The organism is Flavobacterium notoginsengisoli, from assembly GCF_014207905.1.
GTDB classification, from domain to species: Bacteria; Bacteroidota; Bacteroidia; order Flavobacteriales; family Flavobacteriaceae; genus Flavobacterium; species Flavobacterium notoginsengisoli_A.
This window is the reverse complement of the sequence record NZ_JACHLB010000003.1, coordinates 83,079-103,748: the sequence shown is the minus strand read 5'-3', so window position 1 is coordinate 103,748 and position 20,670 is coordinate 83,079. Positions and strand designations below refer to the sequence as shown.

Annotated in this window: 12 protein-coding genes; 11 read left to right on the top strand and 1 reads right to left on the bottom strand. The window is 35.2% G+C overall.

Annotated features, from left to right (window positions below; genetic code table 11):
• The first annotated feature begins 28 nt into the window (after positions 1–28).
• From HNP35_RS11070 to HNP35_RS11025, 10 genes are all read left to right on the top strand, one after another.
• Positions 29–1,054: an isoaspartyl peptidase/L-asparaginase family protein gene (locus tag HNP35_RS11070; RefSeq protein ID WP_184161534.1), complete on the top strand. Its 1,026-nt coding sequence runs from the start codon at positions 29–31 to the stop codon at positions 1,052–1,054.
• Positions 1,055–1,288: 234 nt separating this feature from the next.
• Positions 1,289–3,601: a glycoside hydrolase family 20 protein gene (locus HNP35_RS11065; RefSeq protein WP_184161531.1), complete on the top strand. Its 2,313-nt coding sequence runs from the start codon at positions 1,289–1,291 to the stop codon at positions 3,599–3,601.
• 172 nt (positions 3,602–3,773) lie between these two features.
• Positions 3,774–5,627: a glycoside hydrolase family 35 protein gene (locus HNP35_RS11060; protein ID WP_184161528.1), complete on the top strand. Its 1,854-nt coding sequence runs from the start codon at positions 3,774–3,776 to the stop codon at positions 5,625–5,627.
• A 35-nt stretch (positions 5,628–5,662) separates the two neighbouring features.
• Positions 5,663–7,147: an alpha-L-fucosidase gene (locus HNP35_RS11055; protein ID WP_184161525.1), complete on the top strand. Its 1,485-nt coding sequence runs from the start codon at positions 5,663–5,665 to the stop codon at positions 7,145–7,147.
• Positions 7,148–7,158: 11 nt separating this feature from the next.
• Complete coding sequence (locus HNP35_RS11050; protein ID WP_184161522.1) at positions 7,159–9,399, top strand: GH92 family glycosyl hydrolase; 2,241 nt, start codon at positions 7,159–7,161, stop codon at positions 9,397–9,399.
• A 12-nt stretch (positions 9,400–9,411) separates the two neighbouring features.
• Positions 9,412–12,072, top strand: a complete 2,661-nt coding sequence (locus tag HNP35_RS11045) for a glycoside hydrolase family 3 protein (RefSeq protein ID WP_184161520.1) — start codon at positions 9,412–9,414, stop codon at positions 12,070–12,072.
• A 263-nt stretch (positions 12,073–12,335) separates the two neighbouring features.
• The gene (locus tag HNP35_RS11040) at positions 12,336–15,422 is read left to right on the top strand and encodes a SusC/RagA family TonB-linked outer membrane protein (RefSeq protein WP_184161507.1); all 3,087 of its coding nucleotides are present in this window, start codon (positions 12,336–12,338) and stop codon (positions 15,420–15,422) included.
• A 16-nt stretch (positions 15,423–15,438) separates the two neighbouring features.
• Entirely contained in the window at positions 15,439–17,025 is a 1,587-nt protein-coding gene (locus tag HNP35_RS11035; RefSeq protein WP_184161504.1) for a SusD/RagB family nutrient-binding outer membrane lipoprotein, read from the top strand.
• Between the two features lie 144 nt (positions 17,026–17,169).
• On the top strand, positions 17,170–18,219 hold the full coding sequence (locus tag HNP35_RS11030; RefSeq protein WP_184161501.1) for a sialidase family protein: 1,050 nt from the start codon (positions 17,170–17,172) through the stop codon (positions 18,217–18,219).
• Positions 18,220–18,289: 70 nt separating this feature from the next.
• The gene (locus tag HNP35_RS11025; protein WP_184161498.1) at positions 18,290–19,183 is read left to right on the top strand and encodes a M20/M25/M40 family metallo-hydrolase; all 894 of its coding nucleotides are present in this window, start codon (positions 18,290–18,292) and stop codon (positions 19,181–19,183) included.
• A gap of 74 nt (positions 19,184–19,257) precedes the next feature.
• Here HNP35_RS11025 and HNP35_RS11020 read toward each other — a convergent pair whose 3' ends face one another.
• Complete coding sequence (locus HNP35_RS11020; protein WP_184161495.1) at positions 19,258–19,623, bottom strand: winged helix-turn-helix transcriptional regulator; 366 nt, start codon at positions 19,621–19,623, stop codon at positions 19,258–19,260.
• Between the two features lie 81 nt (positions 19,624–19,704).
• Here HNP35_RS11020 and HNP35_RS11015 point away from each other — a divergent pair, with 81 nt between their 5' ends.
• Complete coding sequence (locus HNP35_RS11015) at positions 19,705–20,580, top strand: NAD(P)H-binding protein (protein WP_184161492.1); 876 nt, start codon at positions 19,705–19,707, stop codon at positions 20,578–20,580.
• Positions 20,581–20,670: the final 90 nt, after the last annotated feature.

The following is a 20,670-nucleotide window of genomic DNA, read 5'->3' as shown; positions in this document are numbered from 1 at the left end:
TCTGAAAGTTGAATTAAAACCAAAAGACATGTCAAATAGAAGAGATTTTATTAAGAAAACAACCTTAGGCACTTTAGCTATAAGTTCTGTTTTGGGCGTAAGTGGATTTGCGGCTACTTCTGAAAATGAAGAAAAAGCTGTCGAATCAAAAGAAAAAAAACAGACAAAACCAATTATTATTTCGACATGGAATCACGGTTTGCCTGCGAATAAAGAATCTTGGAAAAACTTAAAAGAAGGAAAATCGGCATTAGATGCTATCGAAGCCGGAATGAAAATACCTGAAGCAGATCCGACTGTTCGCAGTGTTGGTTATGGAGGATATCCGGATCGTGAAGGGAAGGTAACTCTTGATGCCTGTATTATGGATCACAACAGCAATTGCGGGTCAGTTTGTTTCTTGCAAGGAATCAAACACCCAATTTCTGTTGCAAAAAGAGTGTTACAAAATACGCCTCACGTTATGTTAGCAGGGCAAGGAGCATTGCAGTTTGCTTTGTCTGAAGGTTTTAAAGAAGAAAATTTATTGACTCCAGAATCTGAAAAAGATTGGAAAAAATGGCTGGAAGATTCTAAATACAAACCAGTTATTAATATAGAAAATCACGATACCATAAGCATGCTAATGTTAGACCAAGATGGCAACCTTTCTGGCGGATGTACCACGAGCGGTGCAGCTTGGAAAATGCACGGACGCGTCGGTGACTCCCCAATAATCGGCGCAGGTCTTTTCTTGGATAACGAAGTGGGCGCAGCAGCAGCAACAGGTTTGGGCGAAGCGGTTATTAGAACTGCCGGAAGTGCAATGGTTGTTGAATTAATGCGTCAGGGAAAATCTCCCTACGATGCTTGTAAAGAAATCACAGAACGTATTTACAACAAACACAAAAACCATAAAGACATGGAGTATCTGCAGGTTGGTTTTATTGCTTTAAATAAAAACGGCGAATATGCAGGTTACAGTCTAAGATCAGGATTTAATTACGCTGTTTCTGATTATACAAAAGGCCACAGAATGGAAGACGCGAAATTTAAAATGTCTTGGGATAAGTAATTATTACTTTTAGAACTTTGTCAAAGTTTCAAACTTTGACAAAGTTTTTTCGACACAGCTTTGTCATTTCGACGAAGGAGAAATCTTCGTGAGTAACTCCGTAACGAAAAGCCAATCTTTGTAGAGCTACTTGCAGAGATTTCTCCTTTCAGTCGAAATGACAAACTAAACCTAAAAAACTAAATCTTTAAAAGCTCTTAATAAATAGTTTTTAGAGAAACCAAAAAACAAAGAATGAAAAAATTATTATTCCTATTAACCCTAATCACTTTAGTTTTCTCAGCTAATGCTCAGAAAATTTACACGGAAAGTGATATTCGTATCATTCCGAAACCGACTCAAACTCTGATTAAAACAGGTGTTTTTGAATTTACAAAAGATACAAAGTTTGTCGTTAACGGTGATTTCCAAAAAGATGCTGCAAATGCTTTGGCTTCTAAATTTGGAACTGCTGCAGGATGGAAACCAGAAGTGACCACAAAAGCTCCTGCGAGCAATTATGTTTTATTAAAAACAGATCCGAATTTAAAGAATGAAGCTTACGTTTTAGATGTAAATCCAACCAATATTACTATCTCTGCGAAAGGAAATAATGGGTTTCTATACGCTTTAGAAAGCATCAGACAATTACTTCCAGAGGCAATTGAAAGCCAGTTTGCGATTACTTCTGCAAAATGGGAAATTCCAAGTCTGACTATTAATGATGAACCTCGTTTTAAATGGAGAGGTTTAATGTTGGACTTTTCTCGTCATTTCTTCGATAAAAATTATGTTTTAACTACGATTGATCGTTTGGCAGCGCATAAAATGAATGTTTTACACATGCATTTAGTTGATGATCAAGGATGGAGAATCGAAATCAAAAAATATCCAAAATTAACGGAAGTTGGTGCATGGAGAGTAGATCAGGAAAATAGAAGCTGGAATGCCAGACTAACTACAAATCCTGACGAAAAAGGAACTTACGGCGGATTTTTCACGCAAGAAGAATTAAAAGAAATTGTAAAATATGCTGCAACAAAAGGAATTGAAGTAATTCCTGAAATCGAAATGCCGGCTCACGTAAGCAGCGCCATTGCTTCTTATCCAGAATTGGCTTGTTTCAATCAGCGAATTGGAGTTCCTTCGGGAGGAGTTTGGCCTTTGACAGATATTTACTGTGCAGGAAAAGAAACTACGTTTGAGTTTTTACAAAATGTTTTAGACGAAGTAATGGCCATTTTCCCTTCTAAATATGTTCATATTGGAGGCGATGAAGCGACTAAAACCAATTGGGCAAAATGTCCTTATTGCCAAAAAAGAATCAAAGACGAGCACTTAAAAAGTGTAGAACAATTACAAAGTTATTTCGTAAAACGCATTGAAAAATACGTTAATTCTAAAGGTAAAAAACTAATCGGCTGGGATGAAGTACTGGAAGGCGGACTTAATCCAAGTGCTACAATTATGTGCTGGAGAGGAGAAAAAATCGGTGCAGAAGCGGCTAAACAAGGTCACGATGTAATTATGTCACCAGAATCTCCATGTTATTTCAATTTCTATCAAGGTCCTCAAAATGAAGAGCCTTTGGCTTTTGATGCTTATAATCCGTTGAATAAAGTATATCAGTTTGATCCTGTTGTGCAAGGAATGACACCTGAAGATGCTTCACATATATTAGGTGGTCAAGCCAATTTATGGGCAGAACATATCTCAGGGCCAAAAGACTCTGAATATATGATTTTCCCAAGATTAGCGGCTTTATCAGAAACATTATGGAGTCCGAAAGAAAAGCGTAACTGGAACGATTTTACATCGAGATTGTTTTCAATGTTTAAACGTTACGATTATCAGGGATTAAATTATGCGAAAAGCGCTTATTTGGTAACGGCTTCTTCAACAGCTGATTTAGGAAATAAACAAATCAAAGTAGAGTTGAAAAATGAGTTTCCAAATCCAGATATTAGATATGTTTTAGGAAATCAAAACATTGATCATCACGCAATAAAATATACTTCTCCAATTGAAATCAAAGAAACGACAGTTTTAAAAGCTTCTTTATTTCAGGATGAAAAACCAGTAGGAAAAACATTCACAGATACTATAGTTTTCCATAAAGCATTTGCTCAAAAAGTAAAATATTTAACTCCATTTAATGACAATTATAAAGGTGATGCCAATACAATGGTTAATTCAATCAGAGGAAGTAAAAATTTCCATGACGGTCAATGGCAGGCTTGGTTGGTTAATGATATGGAATTGGTAATTGATCTTGGAAAAGTAGAAAGTATCGAGCAAGTAATTGTTGGAACTTTAGAAAGTCAAGGCGCAGGAGTTAATTTCCCAATTCAGGTTAAAGTTTTAATTTCTAATGATGGAATTAAATACACGCAAGTTGGAAAAGTCATGCGTCCGTATGCAGCAAATCCAGTTCCGGAATTGAAAGATTTCAAAATTAATTTCCAAAAGCAAAATGCACGTTTTGTGAAAGTAATTGGAGGCAACTTAAAGAAAAGTCCGAAAGGAGAAAGTTCATGGTTGTTTGTGGATGAGATTTTGGTGAATTAATTTTTTTTAAACACATAGAAACATAGATTTTTTTCTTTTGAAACTTGGTAAAAGATTTTAGAAAGAAACTAGTTTCTAACACATAGCTTAAAGTGAAATGCTTGTGACAGCTTTGTCAAAGTTTCAAACTTTGACAAAGCTTTAAAGTCATAAATGAATAATCTGAAAAAAAATGAATAAGATATTATTTAAACTCGGAGTATTATTGATTTGTTTGATGCCGTTTTTTACAAACGCTCAAACAAAAGGATTTTCTATATCTAATGGAGAATTTCAAAAAGATGGGAAAATTATAAAAATACATTCGGGAGAAATGCACTATGAGCGTATTCCTAAAGAATACTGGAGACATAGACTGCAAATGCTTAAAGCTATGGGATTGAATACCGTAGCAACTTATGTGTTTTGGAATTATCATGAAGTTGAACCGGGCGTATGGGATTTTAAAACGGGAAATAAAGATTTAGCAGAATTTTTACGTATTGCTAAAAGTGAAGGATTATATGTAATTCTTAGACCAGGACCTTATGCATGTGGAGAATGGGAATTTGGAGGGTATCCTTGGTGGTTGCAAAATAATAAAGATTTGGTAATTCGTACCAATAACAAAGCATTTTTGGACGCTTGCAAAACGTATCTTCAACAATTGTATGCAGTGGTAAAAGGAAATTTTGCAAATCAGGGAGGGCCTATTATTATGGTTCAGGCTGAAAATGAATTTGGTTCTTATGTTTCTCAAAGAACCGATATAAGTGCTGAAGATCATAAAGCATATAAAACAGCCATTTATAATATGCTTAAAGAAACTGGGTTTCCAGAGCCATTTTTTACTTCTGATGGTACTTGGCTGTTTGAAGGAGGTGCTGTTGAAGGTGTTTTACCAACCGCAAATGGAGAATCAAATATAGAAAACTTAAAGAAGCAGGTTGATAAATTCCATAAAGGACAAGGACCTTACATGGTGGCAGAGTTTTATTCTGGTTGGTTGGATCATTGGGCAGAACCATTTATTAAAATTGGATCTGAGGAGATTGCAAGCCAGACTAAAAAGTATCTTGATGCAGGTGTTTCTTTTAATTATTATATGGTACACGGTGGTACTAATTTCGGATTTACTTCTGGAGCAAATTATAATGAAGAAAGTGATATTCAGCCGGATATTACAAGTTATGATTATGATGCGCCTATTAGCGAAGCAGGTTGGGCAACACCAAAATTTATGGCTATTCGTGAAGTAATGCAAAAATATTCTAAAACGAAATTAGCACCGATTCCAGAGAAAATTCCAGTTACAAAATATCCTAATCAGCCTATCAAATCGAGTATGGATGTTTTGAGTTGGATCAAAAGAGAAAAAGCAGTTATAAATGATCAGCCTTTAACATTTGAAAAGTTAGGTCAGGGGCATGGATATGTTTTATATCGTAAACGATTTACACAGCCAATTTCTTCTGGAAAATTGAAAATTGAAGGATTAAGAGACTTTGCTACCGTTTATGTAAATGGAGTAAAAGTTGGAGAATTGAATAGAGTTTTCAAAAATTACGAGTTGGAAGTTTCTATTCCTTTTAACGGTATTTTGGAAATTTTGGTTGAAAATATGGGACGTATTAATTACGGAGCCGAAATAGTACACAATACGAAAGGAATTATTTCTCCAGTAATCATTAATGAATATGAAATTAGCGGTGGATGGGAAATGTATAAAATGCCGATGAGTGAAATTCCAGTTCTTAAAACTGAAACAGTAAAATCTGGACGCCCTGTTTTACATGAAGCTACAGTAAACATTGATAAGCCAGCCGATACTTTTCTAGATATGACCAATTGGGGAAAAGGAATTGTATTTGTTAACGGACACAATCTTGGTCGCTACTGGAAAGTGGGACCACAACAAACGCTTTATGTACCAGGCTGTTGGTTGAACAAAGGTGAGAATAAGTTTGTTGTATTGGAACAACTTAACGAAAACACTCCAAAAGAATTAACTTTTACAGATCAGCCGATACTGGACAAACTAAACTAAAAACAAAGAATAATAAATTATAAATTAGAGTAAAGATGAAAAAAGGAATATTCATGATCGCCCTTTTATTTTCAGTACAAATGTTCTCTCAGGCCATTTACGAAGATGAAAGATACGTACCAGAAACAGATCCATTAGTTTTAAAGAACTTAGATGAATGGCAAGGCAAAAAATTTGGTCTGCTTATGCACTGGGGAACTTACAGCCAATGGGGAATTGTAGAGTCTTGGTCTATCTGCCCTGAAGATTACGGATGGTGTGAACGTAAAAAAGGAAGCAATCCATCTAATTATAATGATTATATTAAAGATTACGAAGGATTAAGAAAGACTTTTAATCCTGTGAAATTTGATCCTGCAAAATGGGCTAAAGCAGCTAAATATGCGGGAATGAAATACATGGTTTTCACTACAAAACACCATGACGGTTTCAATATGTATGACACTAAATATTCTGATTACAAGATTACAAGTAAAGATGTTCCTTTTCATACAAACCCTAAAGCAGACGTTTTAAAAGAAATCTTCAACTCTTTTAGAGGAGAAGGTATTTCAACTGGAGCTTATTTCTCTAAACCAGACTGGCATAACGAAAACTACTGGGATCCGTATTTTCCTCCATTCGACAGAAACGTAAACTACGATCCGTCTTTATACCCTGAAAAATGGCAGAAATATGTTGATTTCACTCACAATCAAATCTTAGAAATCTTAACGAACTACGGTAAAGTTGATATTTTATGGTTAGATGGTGGATGGGTTAGAAAAAGAGACCAGGTTAATATCAAAGAAAACTACGACGAAAAATTTACTGAAAACGAATCTAAAAACGGTTTTATTAAGCACAGAGTAGTAGATCAAGATCCGAAAATGGATGAATTAGTGATTAAAGCACGTCAAAAACAACCAGGTTTAATTGTAGTTGATAGAGCGGTTCACGGTAAAAACCAAAACTACTTAACTCCAGAAGGACGTGTTCCTGCTAAAACTTTACCTTATCCTTGGGAATCTTGTATTCCAGCTGGAGGTGGATGGTCTTATACTCCAGATGCAAAATACATGACTGGAAGAGAAGGTATTCACATGTTAATTGATATTGTAGCTAAAGGTGGAAACTTATTATTAAACGTTGCTCCAAGTCCAGAAGGAGAATGGGATAAAGGTGCTTACGATTTATTGCAAGCTTATGGAGATTGGATGAAAGTAAACAGCACAGCGATTTATAACACAAAACCGATTGAACCTTATAAAGAAGAAAACATTTGTTTTACACAAAATAAAGCAGGAAATGTATTTGCATTTTATTTAGCAAAAACAGGTGAAGATAAAATTCCTGCTGAAGTTACAGTAAAATCAATCAGCCCTAAAAAAGGAACAAAAATTACAATGTTAGGTTCTAAAACTTCTTTAAAATGGACCAAAGAAGGAAACGGATTTAAAGTAGTAATTCCGGAAAGCTTAAGAAACAATCTTCCTGCAAAAGAAGCTTGGACTTTAAAAATTGAAGCGATCAACAGATAAAAATGAAACCTATGGTTTTAAATACAAATAAATTTAAAACAGCATGTATTTTTTACATGCTGTTTTTTAGCATTACCATTTTTGCACAAGAGCCAGCAGATTTTGTAAATCCGTTTATTGGAACTTCTAATTATGGAGCAGCTTTTCCAGGACCAATTGCCCCACGCGGAATGGCGAGTATAAGTCCGTTTAATGTGGCGGGAGTAAAAAATACTCCAATGGAAAAAGACAGTCAGTGGCTTTCTAATCCGTATGTGAATGAGAATAATTTCTTGACAGGATTTAGTCAGGTGAATTTAAGCGGAGTAGGCTGTCCAGAATTGGGCGTTATTTTAGTGATGCCAACCACTGGAAATGTAGAAATCGATCATTTAAAATACGGTTCCACTTATTCTAATGAAGTTGCAAAAGCTGCGTATTATAGCGTAAACATCGATAAGTACAAAGTAAAAGGAGAATTCACCGCTTCAAAACGAGTTGGAATTAGCAGATTCACTTTCCCGAAAGGGCAGTCCAATGTTTTATTAAATCTTGGTTTAGGATTAACGAATGAAGAAGGTGCAATGATAAAAGTCGTTTCTTCTACAGAAATTGAAGGAATGCGTACAGTTGGTTCATTTTGTTACAACAGTCCTGAAGATGCTTACCCAGTTTATTTTGTGGCTCAATTTTCTAAACCTGCCAATAAATTCGGAGTTTGGAAAAAACCTGCGAAATACAACGGTGTCGAAGCACAATGGATGGGCTACAACGGAAAGACCAGAATGATGGATAATACAATCAAAACTGTTGTAGGGGATAGTATTGGAAGTTATTTTACCTATAAATTCGATAAACAAGAAACGGTTGAAGTGAAGATCGGAATTTCGTACGTAAGTATCGAAAATGCCCGTGAAAACTTAGCAAAAGAAGTAGGTAACAGAACTTTTGACGCAATTTACAAAGAAACCTATAACGAATGGAACGAAGAACTTTCTAAAATTTTGGTTGAAGGCGGTTCAAAAGAGGATAATACGATTTTCTACACGGCTTTATACCATACATTAATTCACCCAAATATTTTAAATGATATTAACGGAGAATATCCAGTAATCAAAAGAACTAAAATTGCTAAAACCAAAGATACTCGTTATACCGTATTTTCTTTGTGGGACACGTATAGAAATGTCCATCCGTTAATGTCTTTGGTTTATCCAAAACAGCAATCGGATATGGTAAAAAGTATGTTGGATATGTTCGATGAAAATGGCTGGTTACCAAAATGGGAGCTGAATTCGACTGAAACTTTTACCATGGTTGGAGATCCTGCAAGTATAGTAATTACAGATACTTATATGAGAGGAATTCGTGATTATGATGTTAATAAAGCCTATTATGCAATGTTGAAAGGCGCAGATAATGTTGAAAATAATCCGCTTCGTCCTGGATTGAAAGATTATATCAAAAAAGGATATTTGACAACCGATAACAAAGGCCCAGTTTCTACAACTCAGGAATATAATATTTCAGATTATTCTATTTCACTTATGGCCAATGAATTTGGGGATAAAGACAATGTAAAACGTTTTAAAGAACGTTCATTATCCTACAGAAAATTATTCGATAAAAATTTAAATCTGCTTCGTCCAAGAACGCCAGACGGAAAATGGTACGAGCCATTTGATCCTTCTTCTGGAGCTAATTTTGAAGAAAATGTTGGTTTTATCGAAGGAAATGCTTGGCAGTATGCTTTTATGGTTCCGCACGATATTATCGGATTGAAAAAATTAATGGGAGGTGATATACCATTTTCGGCACAATTGCAGAAAATCTTCGATAGCAAACAGTTTGATATGGCAAACGAGCCAGATATTGCCAATCCGTATTTATTCAATTATGTAAAAGGCGAAGAGTACAAAGCTCAGGAAATGGTAAAAAAATTGGTTCGCGAATATTTCAAAAATGAACCAAAAGGTTTGCCAGGAAATGACGATACAGGAACAATGTCGGCTTGGTTAGTGTATTCTATGATGGGAATTTATCCAATATCACCGGGAGATCCAATTTACACTATTACAGCGCCAATGTTTCATAGAGTGACGATAAAATTAGATCCAAGATATTATAAAAAAGAAAGCATTGTAATCGAAAGACAAATCAATAATGATGGAAAAATCAATTCGATTGAGCTAAACGGAAAATCACTTAATACTTTTTTTATTTCACATGATGATTTTGTGAATGGAACTAAACTTAAAGTGATTCAAAACTAAACACACACAACTATGTTACAATTAAGAATGAGAAAAACGGCCATTATTTTTGTAATGGCTGTTGGTTTTTTTAACCAAACCCATGCTCAGAAAAAGTATCCGTATCAGGATGCCAAATTACCTGTAGAAGAAAGGGTTCAAGATTTGCTAAGCCGTATGACGCTTGAAGAAAAAGTGCGTCAGATGGATATGTACAGAGGAGATTTTTTTAAAGATAAAGAAGATTTTGCGAAATCTAAATCGGCAGAAAAAATTGGAAAATTAGGAATTGGAGCAATTCATGATTTATATCCGCGTTCAGCGAAAATGATCAATGATTTGCAAACGAACGTAATCAAAGGAAACCGTTGGGGAATTCCAGCGTTAATTATGTGTGAAATGCTTCACGGATATTTAGACGAAGGAAGTACGGCTTTCCCAATGAATATTGGTCTTGGTGCAACTTGGGATATTGCGACTATGGACAAAGTGGGTAAAGTTATTGGTATGGAAGCCAGAGCACATGGTGTTCATTTTGGTTTTGGACCAAATTTAGATTTAGGACGCGAGCCAAGATGGGGACGTGTTGCCGAAACTTTTGGTGAAGACGCTTTTTTGAATAGCGAAATTGGTTTGGCTTTTATCAAAGGATTGCAGGGAGACGATTTAAAATCGGATCGTTCTATAATTGCAGAACCAAAACACTTCGCGGTTCACGGTATTCCACAAGCGGGAGGAAATTCTTCGCCAATTTTGGTTGGAGAACGTTCTGCAAGAGAAGATCATTTGCCATCTTTCGAAAAAGCATTCAGAAAAGGCGGAGCTTTAGGAACTATGTGCGCTTATTCTGAGTTGGACGGAATTCCTTGTGCAGCTAATCATTGGTTATTGACAGATGTTTTAAGAAAAGAATGGGGTTTTAAAGGACTTGTTGTTTCCGATTTAGGAGCGATTAAATATATTCAAACAACTCACAAGGTTGCTGATTCTCCAAAAGATGCTATTAGAGAAGCGGTTTCTGCTGGTGTTGATATGCAATTCTATGATTTTTCAAATGAATTCTGGCAAAGTACTGTTATTGAATTAGTAAATGAAAAGAAATTGACAACAGAAAATATCGACCGTGCAGCGGGAGCAGTTTTACGTTTGAAATTCTTATTGGGATTATTTGAAAATCCGTACACAGATAAAAATCTGATTAAAGAGCGTTTTCATACTCCAGAAAACCAGAAAGTTGCTTTAGAAGCGGCTCAGAAATCTATGGTTTTATTGAAAAATGACAACAATACTTTGCCTTTAAGTAAAAACTTGAAAAACATTGCGGTTATCGGACCAAATGCAAATGCTTCAAGATTGGGAGGTTATGCTCCTAAAAACAGTGTCGGAATGACGGTTTACGAAGGAGTTAAAGAATTGGTTGGAAAAACAGCTAATGTAGTTTATGAAGAAGGAGTTCCATTAATTGTAAAAGGACAAATTATTCCATCTAAATATTTATTTACTCCAGACGAATCTCAAAACGGATTAAAAGGAGAATATTTCAATAATAGAGAATTGGAAGGCACTCCAGCATTGACTCGTATCGACAGTCAGTTAGAATTTGACTGGCCTTGGGCTCCTGGTGATGGTGTGAATGTAGATGACTTTTCTATCAGATGGACAGGATATTTAAAATCTGATCAGGCTCTTGATGGTTGGTTAGGTTTAAGTTCTGATGACGGAATTAGAATGTATATCGACGATCAATTGGTTATTGACAACTGGACAAAAGGAGCGACAAGCATGGTGACGACTCCAAAAAACATCGAAAAAGGTAAAAAATACAAAGTCCGCATTGAAATGTGGGAAGGAGGCTGGGGAGCCAGAGCTCATTTCCGTTGGAATTTAGAAAAAGTAAACTTACAGCCAGCAATTGATGCTGCTAAAAAAGCGGATGTTGCGATTGTAGTTTTAGGAGAATCTAACGAATTGGTTGAAGAAAACAGAGATGTGGCTTCTTTAGATTTATTCGGAATTCAACAGCAATTAATTGAAGAGATTAAAAAAACAGGAACTCCAGTAGTTTGTGTGTTATTAAATGGTCGTCCGCTTTCTACAAACTGGATTGCTGAAAATATTCCTGCAGTTTTAGAAGGTTGGTTCCCAGGAGAATTAGGAGGAAGAGCAGTGGCTGATGTATTGTTTGGAGATTACAATCCAGGTGGAAGATTGCCAATTACAGTTCCGAAATCTGTTGGACAGTTACCTATATATTATAACCAAAAGCCATCTGCGATACATAAATACGTTGCAGAAAGCGAGCATCCTTTATATTCATTCGGTTTCGGATTAAGTTATACGAAGTTTGAATATTCTAATTTAAAACTGAATACTACTGAAATTAAGCCAAACGGCGAAGTAAAAGTTTCTGTTGATGTTAAAAACGTTGGAGACAGAGATGGAGATGAAGTAGTGCAATTGTATATTAATGATGTTTACAGCAGCACAACGACACCTGAAAAAACGTTAAAAGGATTCAAAAGATTAAATATCAAAAAAGGCGAAACAAAAAATGTTGAATTTACACTTACACCAGAGGACCTATCTCTCTGGAATAGAGAAATGAAGCGCGTTGTAGAGCCTGGAGATTTCGAAGTTATGGTTGGCGGAAATTCGACCGATTTATTGAAAACTAAATTCAAGGTTTTGAACTAAAAACCCAAAAACGCCGAAGATTTTTCGGCGTTTTTGCTTTAAAAAAATGAATACAATTATAAAAGGTCAAAATCTATTAGATTAATAGAGTTTTGGCCTTTAAAATAAGGCAGACTTAGATTACAAATGAAAACGTTTTCTTTCATTTTTTGGCCAAACTTTCACCAACACCTTTTCAAAATTGTCATTTGTCGAAATAATGTATTGTTAACAAAACGTATTCTTAAATTTAACATGTTATTAACTCTAAAAAAACAACTAATATGATTAAAAACGTACTAAAGTTACTGTTTGTCATTTGCCTTTTTGGGTTCCAAAGCCTAGAAGCGCAGACAACAGTAAAAGGAACGATAACAGATGCTCAAAGCGGAATTCCAATTCCTGGAGCAAATATTATTGTTAAAGGAACTAAAACAAGTGCTTCATCAGATTTTGATGGTAAATACAGCATCAGTGTTCCAAATCAATCTTCAGTTTTAGTATTTACTTATGTAGGTTCTGCTACAAAAGAAGTTGCTGTTGGATCGCAAACTACTATTAACGTATCTTTAGGTGCAGATACACAACAATTAGGAGAAGTAGTAGTTACTGCTCTTGGTATTAAAAGAGAGAAAAAAGCAATTACTTATTCTGCACAAAACGTTTCAGTAGACGAATTATCAGAAGCTAGATCATTAAACGTTGCCAACTCACTTTCTGGTAAAGTTGCAGGTCTTAACTTCTCTACAACTTCAAATGGTGTTGGATCTTCTTCTAGAATTACTTTAAGAGGTAATAGATCTCTTAACGGAAACAACCAGCCACTTTATGTAGTAGATGGTGTGCCAATTAGTAACGGTACAACAACATCAAATCCTGATATTGATACAGGAGGAACTACACAGCCAGATGGTATTTCTAACATTAACCCAGAAGATATTGCTTCGATGACAGTTCTTAAAGGACCATCTGCAGCAGCTCTTTACGGATCTAGAGCATCAAATGGTGTAATCGTAATTACAACTAAATCTGGTAAAGCTGGAAAAACTTCAGTTTCGTTATCATCTAACTTTATGGCTTCTTCAGCTTATAATTTGATGAATTTACAAAACGAGTACGGACAAGGAACAAACGGAGCTTATGTTGCTAACTCTTCTTCAAGCTGGGGAGGTAGATTAGACGGAAGCCAAGTTTCTAACTGGCAGTTGGTTCGTAACCCAAATTATGCTGGACCAGCTACACAAAGCTATTCTCCACAGCCAAACAACGTTATTGATTTCTACAAAACAGGTTTTAACTTAGCTAACACTTTGACAGTTACAGCAGGTAACGAAAAAGCGCAAGGTTATTTCTCTTACACTAACACACGTGCTGAAGGTATTGTTGGAGGAAACAAAATGGACAGACACAATCTTAACTTAAGATTGACAAGCAAAATTTCTGATAAATTATCTTTAGATGTAAAAACAAACTACATTGTTCAAGATATTGATAACTTATTAAGAACTGGTGAAGAGTCTATCGGTACATCTGCTTATTTATTGCCTCGTAGTATCGCTTATAACGATTACAAAAACTTCGAATATTTTGATGCTGCAGGACAAAGACAAGTAAACTATTTCCTTGACGAAACTGGAGCTCCAGGTGGAAACCCATTCTGGTCTGCTTTAAGAGATGATGCTCGTACAGACAAAAGAAACAGATTTATTGGTTTAGCGTCTCTTAAATATGAGATTACAAAAACTTTAAGCTTACAAGGTAGAGCTGGTTTAGACCAAATGACAAACAAAAACGTAAGAAACAGATATGCTACAAATGCATTTAACAGCAACATGGGTTCATACAGTGAGTCTTACGAAACTGTTAGCGAATTAAACGTTGACGCTTTACTTTCTTACAATGAGAAATTTGGAGATTTTTCTGTTGGACTTAACGCTGGTGCGAATGCATTGCAACAAAATAGTTCAGCTTTAGGTTCTGGTGGTGTGTTGAGTAAAAGAAACTTCTTCGCATTATCAAACGTTCAAACTATTACGGCTACTTCTACAGCTTCAAACAAAAGAATTAATTCTGTTTACGGATTTGGTCAGCTTGGTTTCAGAAACTATTTATTCTTAGACGTAACAGCTAGAAATGACTGGTCTTCAACTTTACCAACAGATTATTTCTACCCATCTTTCGGTCTTTCAGGAGTTATTTCTGATATGTTTACATTGCCAGAAGTAATCAGTTTTGCAAAAGTTAGAGCTTCTTACGCTGAAGTTGGTAACGATACAGATCCTTATCAAACACAACAAAGATACTCTTACATTGGAGGAAACGGTGGTATGTTATACGGACAAAGCACAAAAGCAAATCCAAACTTAAAACCAGAGATTTCTTCTTCTACAGAGTTTGGTGCTGATATTAGATTTTTCAACAACCGTTTAGGATTAGATTTCACTTATTTTAATTCATTAACTAAAAACCAAATTTTCTACATCAACACTCCTGAGTCTTCTGGATATTCAAGAGCAGTTGTAAATGGTGGTGATATTCAAAATAAAGGTATCGAGCTTACTTTAACAGCTACTCCAATTCAAACAGAAAACTTTACTTGGGATATTACAGCAAACTACGCTTCTTACAAATCTAAAGTAAAATCTATTTATGATGGAAGAGATGAGTTAGTTTTAGGTGAAGGACGTTTAGTTAGAAGTAAAGTTGTTCAAGGTGGTGAGTACGGTGACTTATACATTAAAGGTTTCCAAAGAGATCCAGAAGGAAATATTATCGTGAGCAGCGCTGGTATTCCATTAGCAACAAACGGATTTGATGTTCGTGCTGGTAACTTTAACCCAGACTGGACTGCAGGTTTCAAAAATAATTTCAAATACAAAGATTTCTCTTTAAGCTTCTTAGTTGATTTCAGAATTGGTGGTGAAGTTATTTCATACACGCAAGCTAGACAAGCAGGTTTAGGGGTAAGCGATATTACTTTAGCAGGAAGACAAGGCGGAATAATTGTTGATGGTGTTGTTTCTAACGGAAACGGTACTTACTCTCCAAACACAGTAAGTATTAATGCTGAACAATACTGGACAGCTATCGGACAAAGAACTCCTATTGCAGAGCCATTTATTTATGATGCTACAAACATCAGATTAAGAGAGCTTGTTTTTGGTTATTCACTACCAAAACGTTTGTTAAACAATTCAGGTTTTACAAGTATTGACTTCTCTTTAGTGGGTAGAAACTTATTCTTCTTCTTAAACAAAGCAGAACATTTTGATCCAGAAGCAGGAGCAGGTACAGGTAACTTACAAGGTATTGAATCTTTCAACATTCCTTCAACAAGAGATTACGGAGTTAATGTTAAATTTGGATTTTAATTAAAAAAGAGACATCATGAAATATAGTTTTAAAATAAAAACATTAGGAGTTGCATTAATGGCAGTTTCGATTTTATCAAGCTGTACTGGCGACTTTGATGAAATAAACAAAGATCCTAATTCATTGACTGAAGACCAGTTAGATGCTACATTGGCGGGTCCTTCATTCGCATCTGCTTTATACGCAGGTATTCACAATGGATCTTATTCTTCTCCAGGTGTAGATGATCAAGGTACTTGGGGTATTGCTACAGGTATTTTATCTTCAACTTTCATTCACTATTTAAACTGTGGATATGGAACAGAAAGAAATGCTTTCGTAAATGGTTACGAAGGTAGAGGTTGGTTGAGATTTTACACAGTTGCTGTACCTGCATTGAAAAATGCTTTAGTAGCATCTGAAGGTAATGCTGAAGCTACAGCTGTTCTTAAAATCTGGAAAGTTTTTATGTACAACCAAATGGTTGATGCATACGGACCAATTCCTTACACTGAAGCAGGAAACGGAAAAGAAAAAGTTCCTTATGATAGCGTAGAATTTATCTACGAAGATTTCTTCAAATTGTTAGACGAAGCAAATGCAACATTAGCATCTACCTCAACAACTACTGTAGCGTCTCTTTCTCCAAACGATAGAGTTTATGCAGGAAGTGTTGACAAATGGAGAGTTTTTGGAAACAGTTTAAGATTACGTTTAGCTTTAAGAATTTCTGATAAAGATCCAGCTAAAGCTAAAACTCAAGCAGAAGCTGCTGTTGCTGCAGGAGTTATGCAAACAAACGATCAAAGTGCATTCTTTAAAGCAAGTAACATTACACCAAACAACTTAAACATGATTGTTAACAGCTGGGGGTATGTAATGACTGCTTCTATGGAAAGTATCTTAGTAGGATACCAAGATCCACGCTTATCTAAATGGTTTGCGCCAATCGCTTCTGGAGTATACAGAGGTAACCCAGTTGGAGGTTTAGAAGATCAATTTGGTACTACAGAGTTCTCTAAATTTAATAATGATATCATGGGTAATGGTTCTGCTAATACGGTTAGTGAAACTAAAAACATCGAAATCTTTATGGCTTCTGAAAACTACTTGAGTAGAGCAGAAGGAGCTTTAAATGGATGGAACATGGGCGGAGATGCTAAAACTTTGTATGAAACAGGTATTAGATTATCTCTTGCACAATGGGGAATTACTGATAATACTGCAGTTAATGCTTACATCAACGGTTCAACATTGCCAACATTACCAAACATTTTAACAGTTTATCCAACATTAGATTTACAAGATATTCCAGTTAAATTACCAGTAGCTTGGTCTGCAACAGTTGCTAATCAGCGTACACAGATTGCGGTTCAAAAATACTTAGCAATTTTCCCAGAATCTTGGGAAGCTTGGGCAGATTTACGTAGAAGCGATGCTAAAGTAATTTACCCAGTTTTAAACACAGATAATAATGATGCTGGAGTTGGTAAATCTCTATTGAAGAGAATTATTTATACTACAAATGAGTACTCGTCAAACAAAGCTGCTGTTGAAGATGGAATCGTAAAATTAGGCGGTCCAGATACAGGTGGAACTAGACTTTGGTGGGACACAAAATAATTAATTTGGTAAAGTAAAAGATCAAAAGATTTGTTACTTGAGCAGAAGGAGAGGTAACTCTCCTTTTGTTTTATATAAAAGTCAGTGAATTTTTGCCCCAACTTTAATTCATAACAAAACAATATTAATTTTCAGTACAATACAATGATTTTAAAAACAAAATATACTAAAGCAGTATTACTAGTTGCTTTTCTTTTTTCGATTGCAACTAAGGCTCAAAAAGCAGTTAATATAGAAAGCAGTTATATTGCAGATCCGCCAGTAACTACCAATAGCCATGCTTCAACTTTAGTAGAATACAAACCAAACGAAATTTTAGCAGCTTGGTTTGGAGGAAAATATGAAGGTGCAAAAGATGTTGGAATTTATATTTCGGCTTATAAAGACAAAAAATGGTCAGCACCAAAAGAATTAATTCAGCCTTTAATAAAAAACGGAGATACTTTGCCTTGCTGGAATCCAGTGCTCTTTAAAAGTAAAAGCCAGAATTTGTATTTGTTTTATAAAATTGGAAAAAATCCGAGAGAATGGTTTGGCGCTATGATTGTTTCAAAAGATAATGGAACAACCTGGGGAGAACCAAAATATCTTCCGGACGGAATTTTAGGTCCAATTAGAAATAAACCAATCGAAACTACTCCTGGCGTAATTTTATGCGGAAGTAGCACAGAAAGTGTCAATACAGACGAATGGCGCGTACATGTTGAAGAATATACAGAAGCGACAGATTCTTGGAAAAAAATAAAAGTAGAAAACAATCAAAATTTTGATGTTATTCAGCCGACATTTTTAGTGCACGGTGGAAGTGATATTCAGATGTTATCTCGTAGTAAACACAATAGAGTGGTTTCGAGCTGGTCTGGCGATAATGGTAAAAGCTGGATAAGAACTAGCAAAATAAATGTTATCAACTCGAATTCAGGAATTGATGCTTTAACTATCAATAAAAACCTTTATTTATTGGTGAACAATCCGCTTCCAATTGGAAAAGACTGGTTTAATGGACGAAATATTTTAGACGTTGAATATTCTAAAGACGGATTAATATGGTCAAAATTATTTGATTTAGAAAAAGAAGAAAAAGGAGAATTTAGTTATCCAGCAATTATCCAAACAACCGACAAAAGAATACATGTTTTGTATACTTATGATAGAAAATATATAAAACATACTTCTTTTGAAATTAGCCTTTAATTATCATATGAAATTTCTAAAGTATCTTTTTTTAGGCGTATTTTTTTGTCCCACTTTCGTGAATGCACAAATGTCGAAAACCTTTTACAAACACGATAAATATTTGTCTTCCGATAAATTAGAAGGGCGTTTTCCAGGAACAAAAGGAAATAATGATGCGGCATCTTACATTAAGAAAAATTTTAAAAAATATGGTTTAAAAGAATTCAATGGTTCTTATTATCAGTCTTTTAAGCTTTTTGTAAAAGAAGGAATCAATAAAATGAAATCGGATAGTGTTTCGACGCAAAATGTTTTAGGTTTCATTGAAGGTTCAGATCCTAAATTGAAGAACGAATACATTGTTATCGGCGCACATTACGATCATTGGGGTTGGGGCGGACAAGGTTCAGGAAGTAAAAAGAAAGAAGCTTTTGCCATTCATAATGGTGCAGATGATAATGCTTCGGGAGTTTCGGCTTTGCTTTGCATTTTAGAAGAAATTTCAAAACAAAAAGTAAAACCTAAACGCAGTATTATTTTTATTTCGTTTAGCGGAGAAGAAGAAGGATTGTTGGGTTCAAAGTATTTCATCAATCATTTGCCAGTTCCAAAAGAAGCCGTAAAAGTCATGCTGAATATGGATATGGTTGGAAGACTAAATGATAAAAAAGAACTTTACATGGGCGGTGCAGGAACTTTCCCAAACGGAGTTGAACTAATGAAAAAACTACAAGAAAATAGTGGTTTAAATCCAGTAATTCATGCTGGCGATGTAGGCGGTTCAGATCATGTTTCTTTTTATAAAGAATCCATTTCTGCGGTTGGTTTTCACACAGGCGGACATCCGCAATATCACACTCCCGATGACGATATCCATCTGATTAATTCAGATGGAGGAGCATTAGTATCAAAATACATTTATAATGCACTCACACAAATTGCCAATTACGAAGAGGCTTTGGTTTTTATTAAACAAAATTAAAACCAAGTCATTTTCAGTCAAAAGTAAGTTAGTTAGTTAGTTAAGTTTTGTTGTTTGAAAAAAGGCGGTATCTATTAAATGTTGTGGATACCGTCTTTTACTTTAAAAGCCCATGAAGCCATTGCATCAATTACAGGTAAAAGTCCTGTTCCTGCATTGCTTAATCTATAAGTTACAAAAGGTGGCACAACAGGTTTCGCTTCACGAATAACCAAACCATCGGCTTCTAATTGTTTTAAATGCTGAATAAGCATTTTCTCTGTTACAGCCGGAATAGCTCTTTTTAATTCGCTATAGCGTTTATCTCCAGTCGATAAATGATAGAGAATAATAGGTTTCCAATATCCTCCAATTTTCTCCATAACAAAAGTTACAGGACATTTTTCTAAGGCATATTGCTTGTTTTCCTGAATTGTAGACGATTCTTTAATTGCTGTCATGATACATACTTTAGGGTAAGTACTTGTATAAAAGTAAGTACAAAGATACCTTTGTAATGTTAAATAAAAAAACATTTTAAGATGAAAATTATAATTACAGGTTCACTAGGAAATATCGGAAAGCCTTTAACGGCTCAATTAGTAAAATCGGGACACGATGTAACGGTTATTAGTAGCAATGCAGATCGTAAAGAGGCAATCGAAAATTTAGGCGCAAAAGCTGCAATAGGATCAGTTAGCGATGCTGATTTTCTTTCTAAAACTTTCACCAATGCAGATGCACTTTTTGCTATGACTCCTCCAAATATGGGTGGCGTAAATATTATTCAAAATACGACTGAAGCAGGTAACGCTTTCGTGAAAGCGATTCAGATTGCCAACATTAAAAGAGTTGTGATGTTAAGTAGTATTGGCGCAGATTTACCGACAGGAAATGGACCGATTGCGGGTTTGTATAACATTGAGAAGATTTACGAGAAATTAGACGCTTCTATTACGTTTTTAAGAGCGGGTTATTTCTACTTTAATTTCTTTAATGATATTCCGATGATAAAAGGAGCGGGAATTATGGGAGCTAATTTTCCAGCTTCAAACCGTATTCCATTGGTACATCCAGAAGATATTGCTTGGGCTGCTGCCGAAGAATTGCAAAAATCACAAGAAGGGCAAAAAATTCGCTACATAATTAGTGATGTTAAAACGCCTTCAGAAATTGTAAAAGCATTTGGAAACGCGATTTCTAAACCAGAACTTCCTTGGGTTGAATTTACAGATGAACAATATTTTGGCGGAATGACACAAGCTGGAGTTCCAGAAGAAATGGCCGGTCTGTATACCGAAATGGGAACGGGCTTAAGAAATGAAACTATTGCAGCAGATTTCTTGAAAAATGATGGAAAAGTTCAAGGTAAAATCAAATTAGGAGATTTTGCAAAAGAATTTGCTTCAAAATTCTAATTATAATTTTTGAGCGAAATTTAATTTAACACATAGAGACATAGTTCTACAGGCTTCTAAAAAGGCGTTTCACTCATTTAAATGCATCCC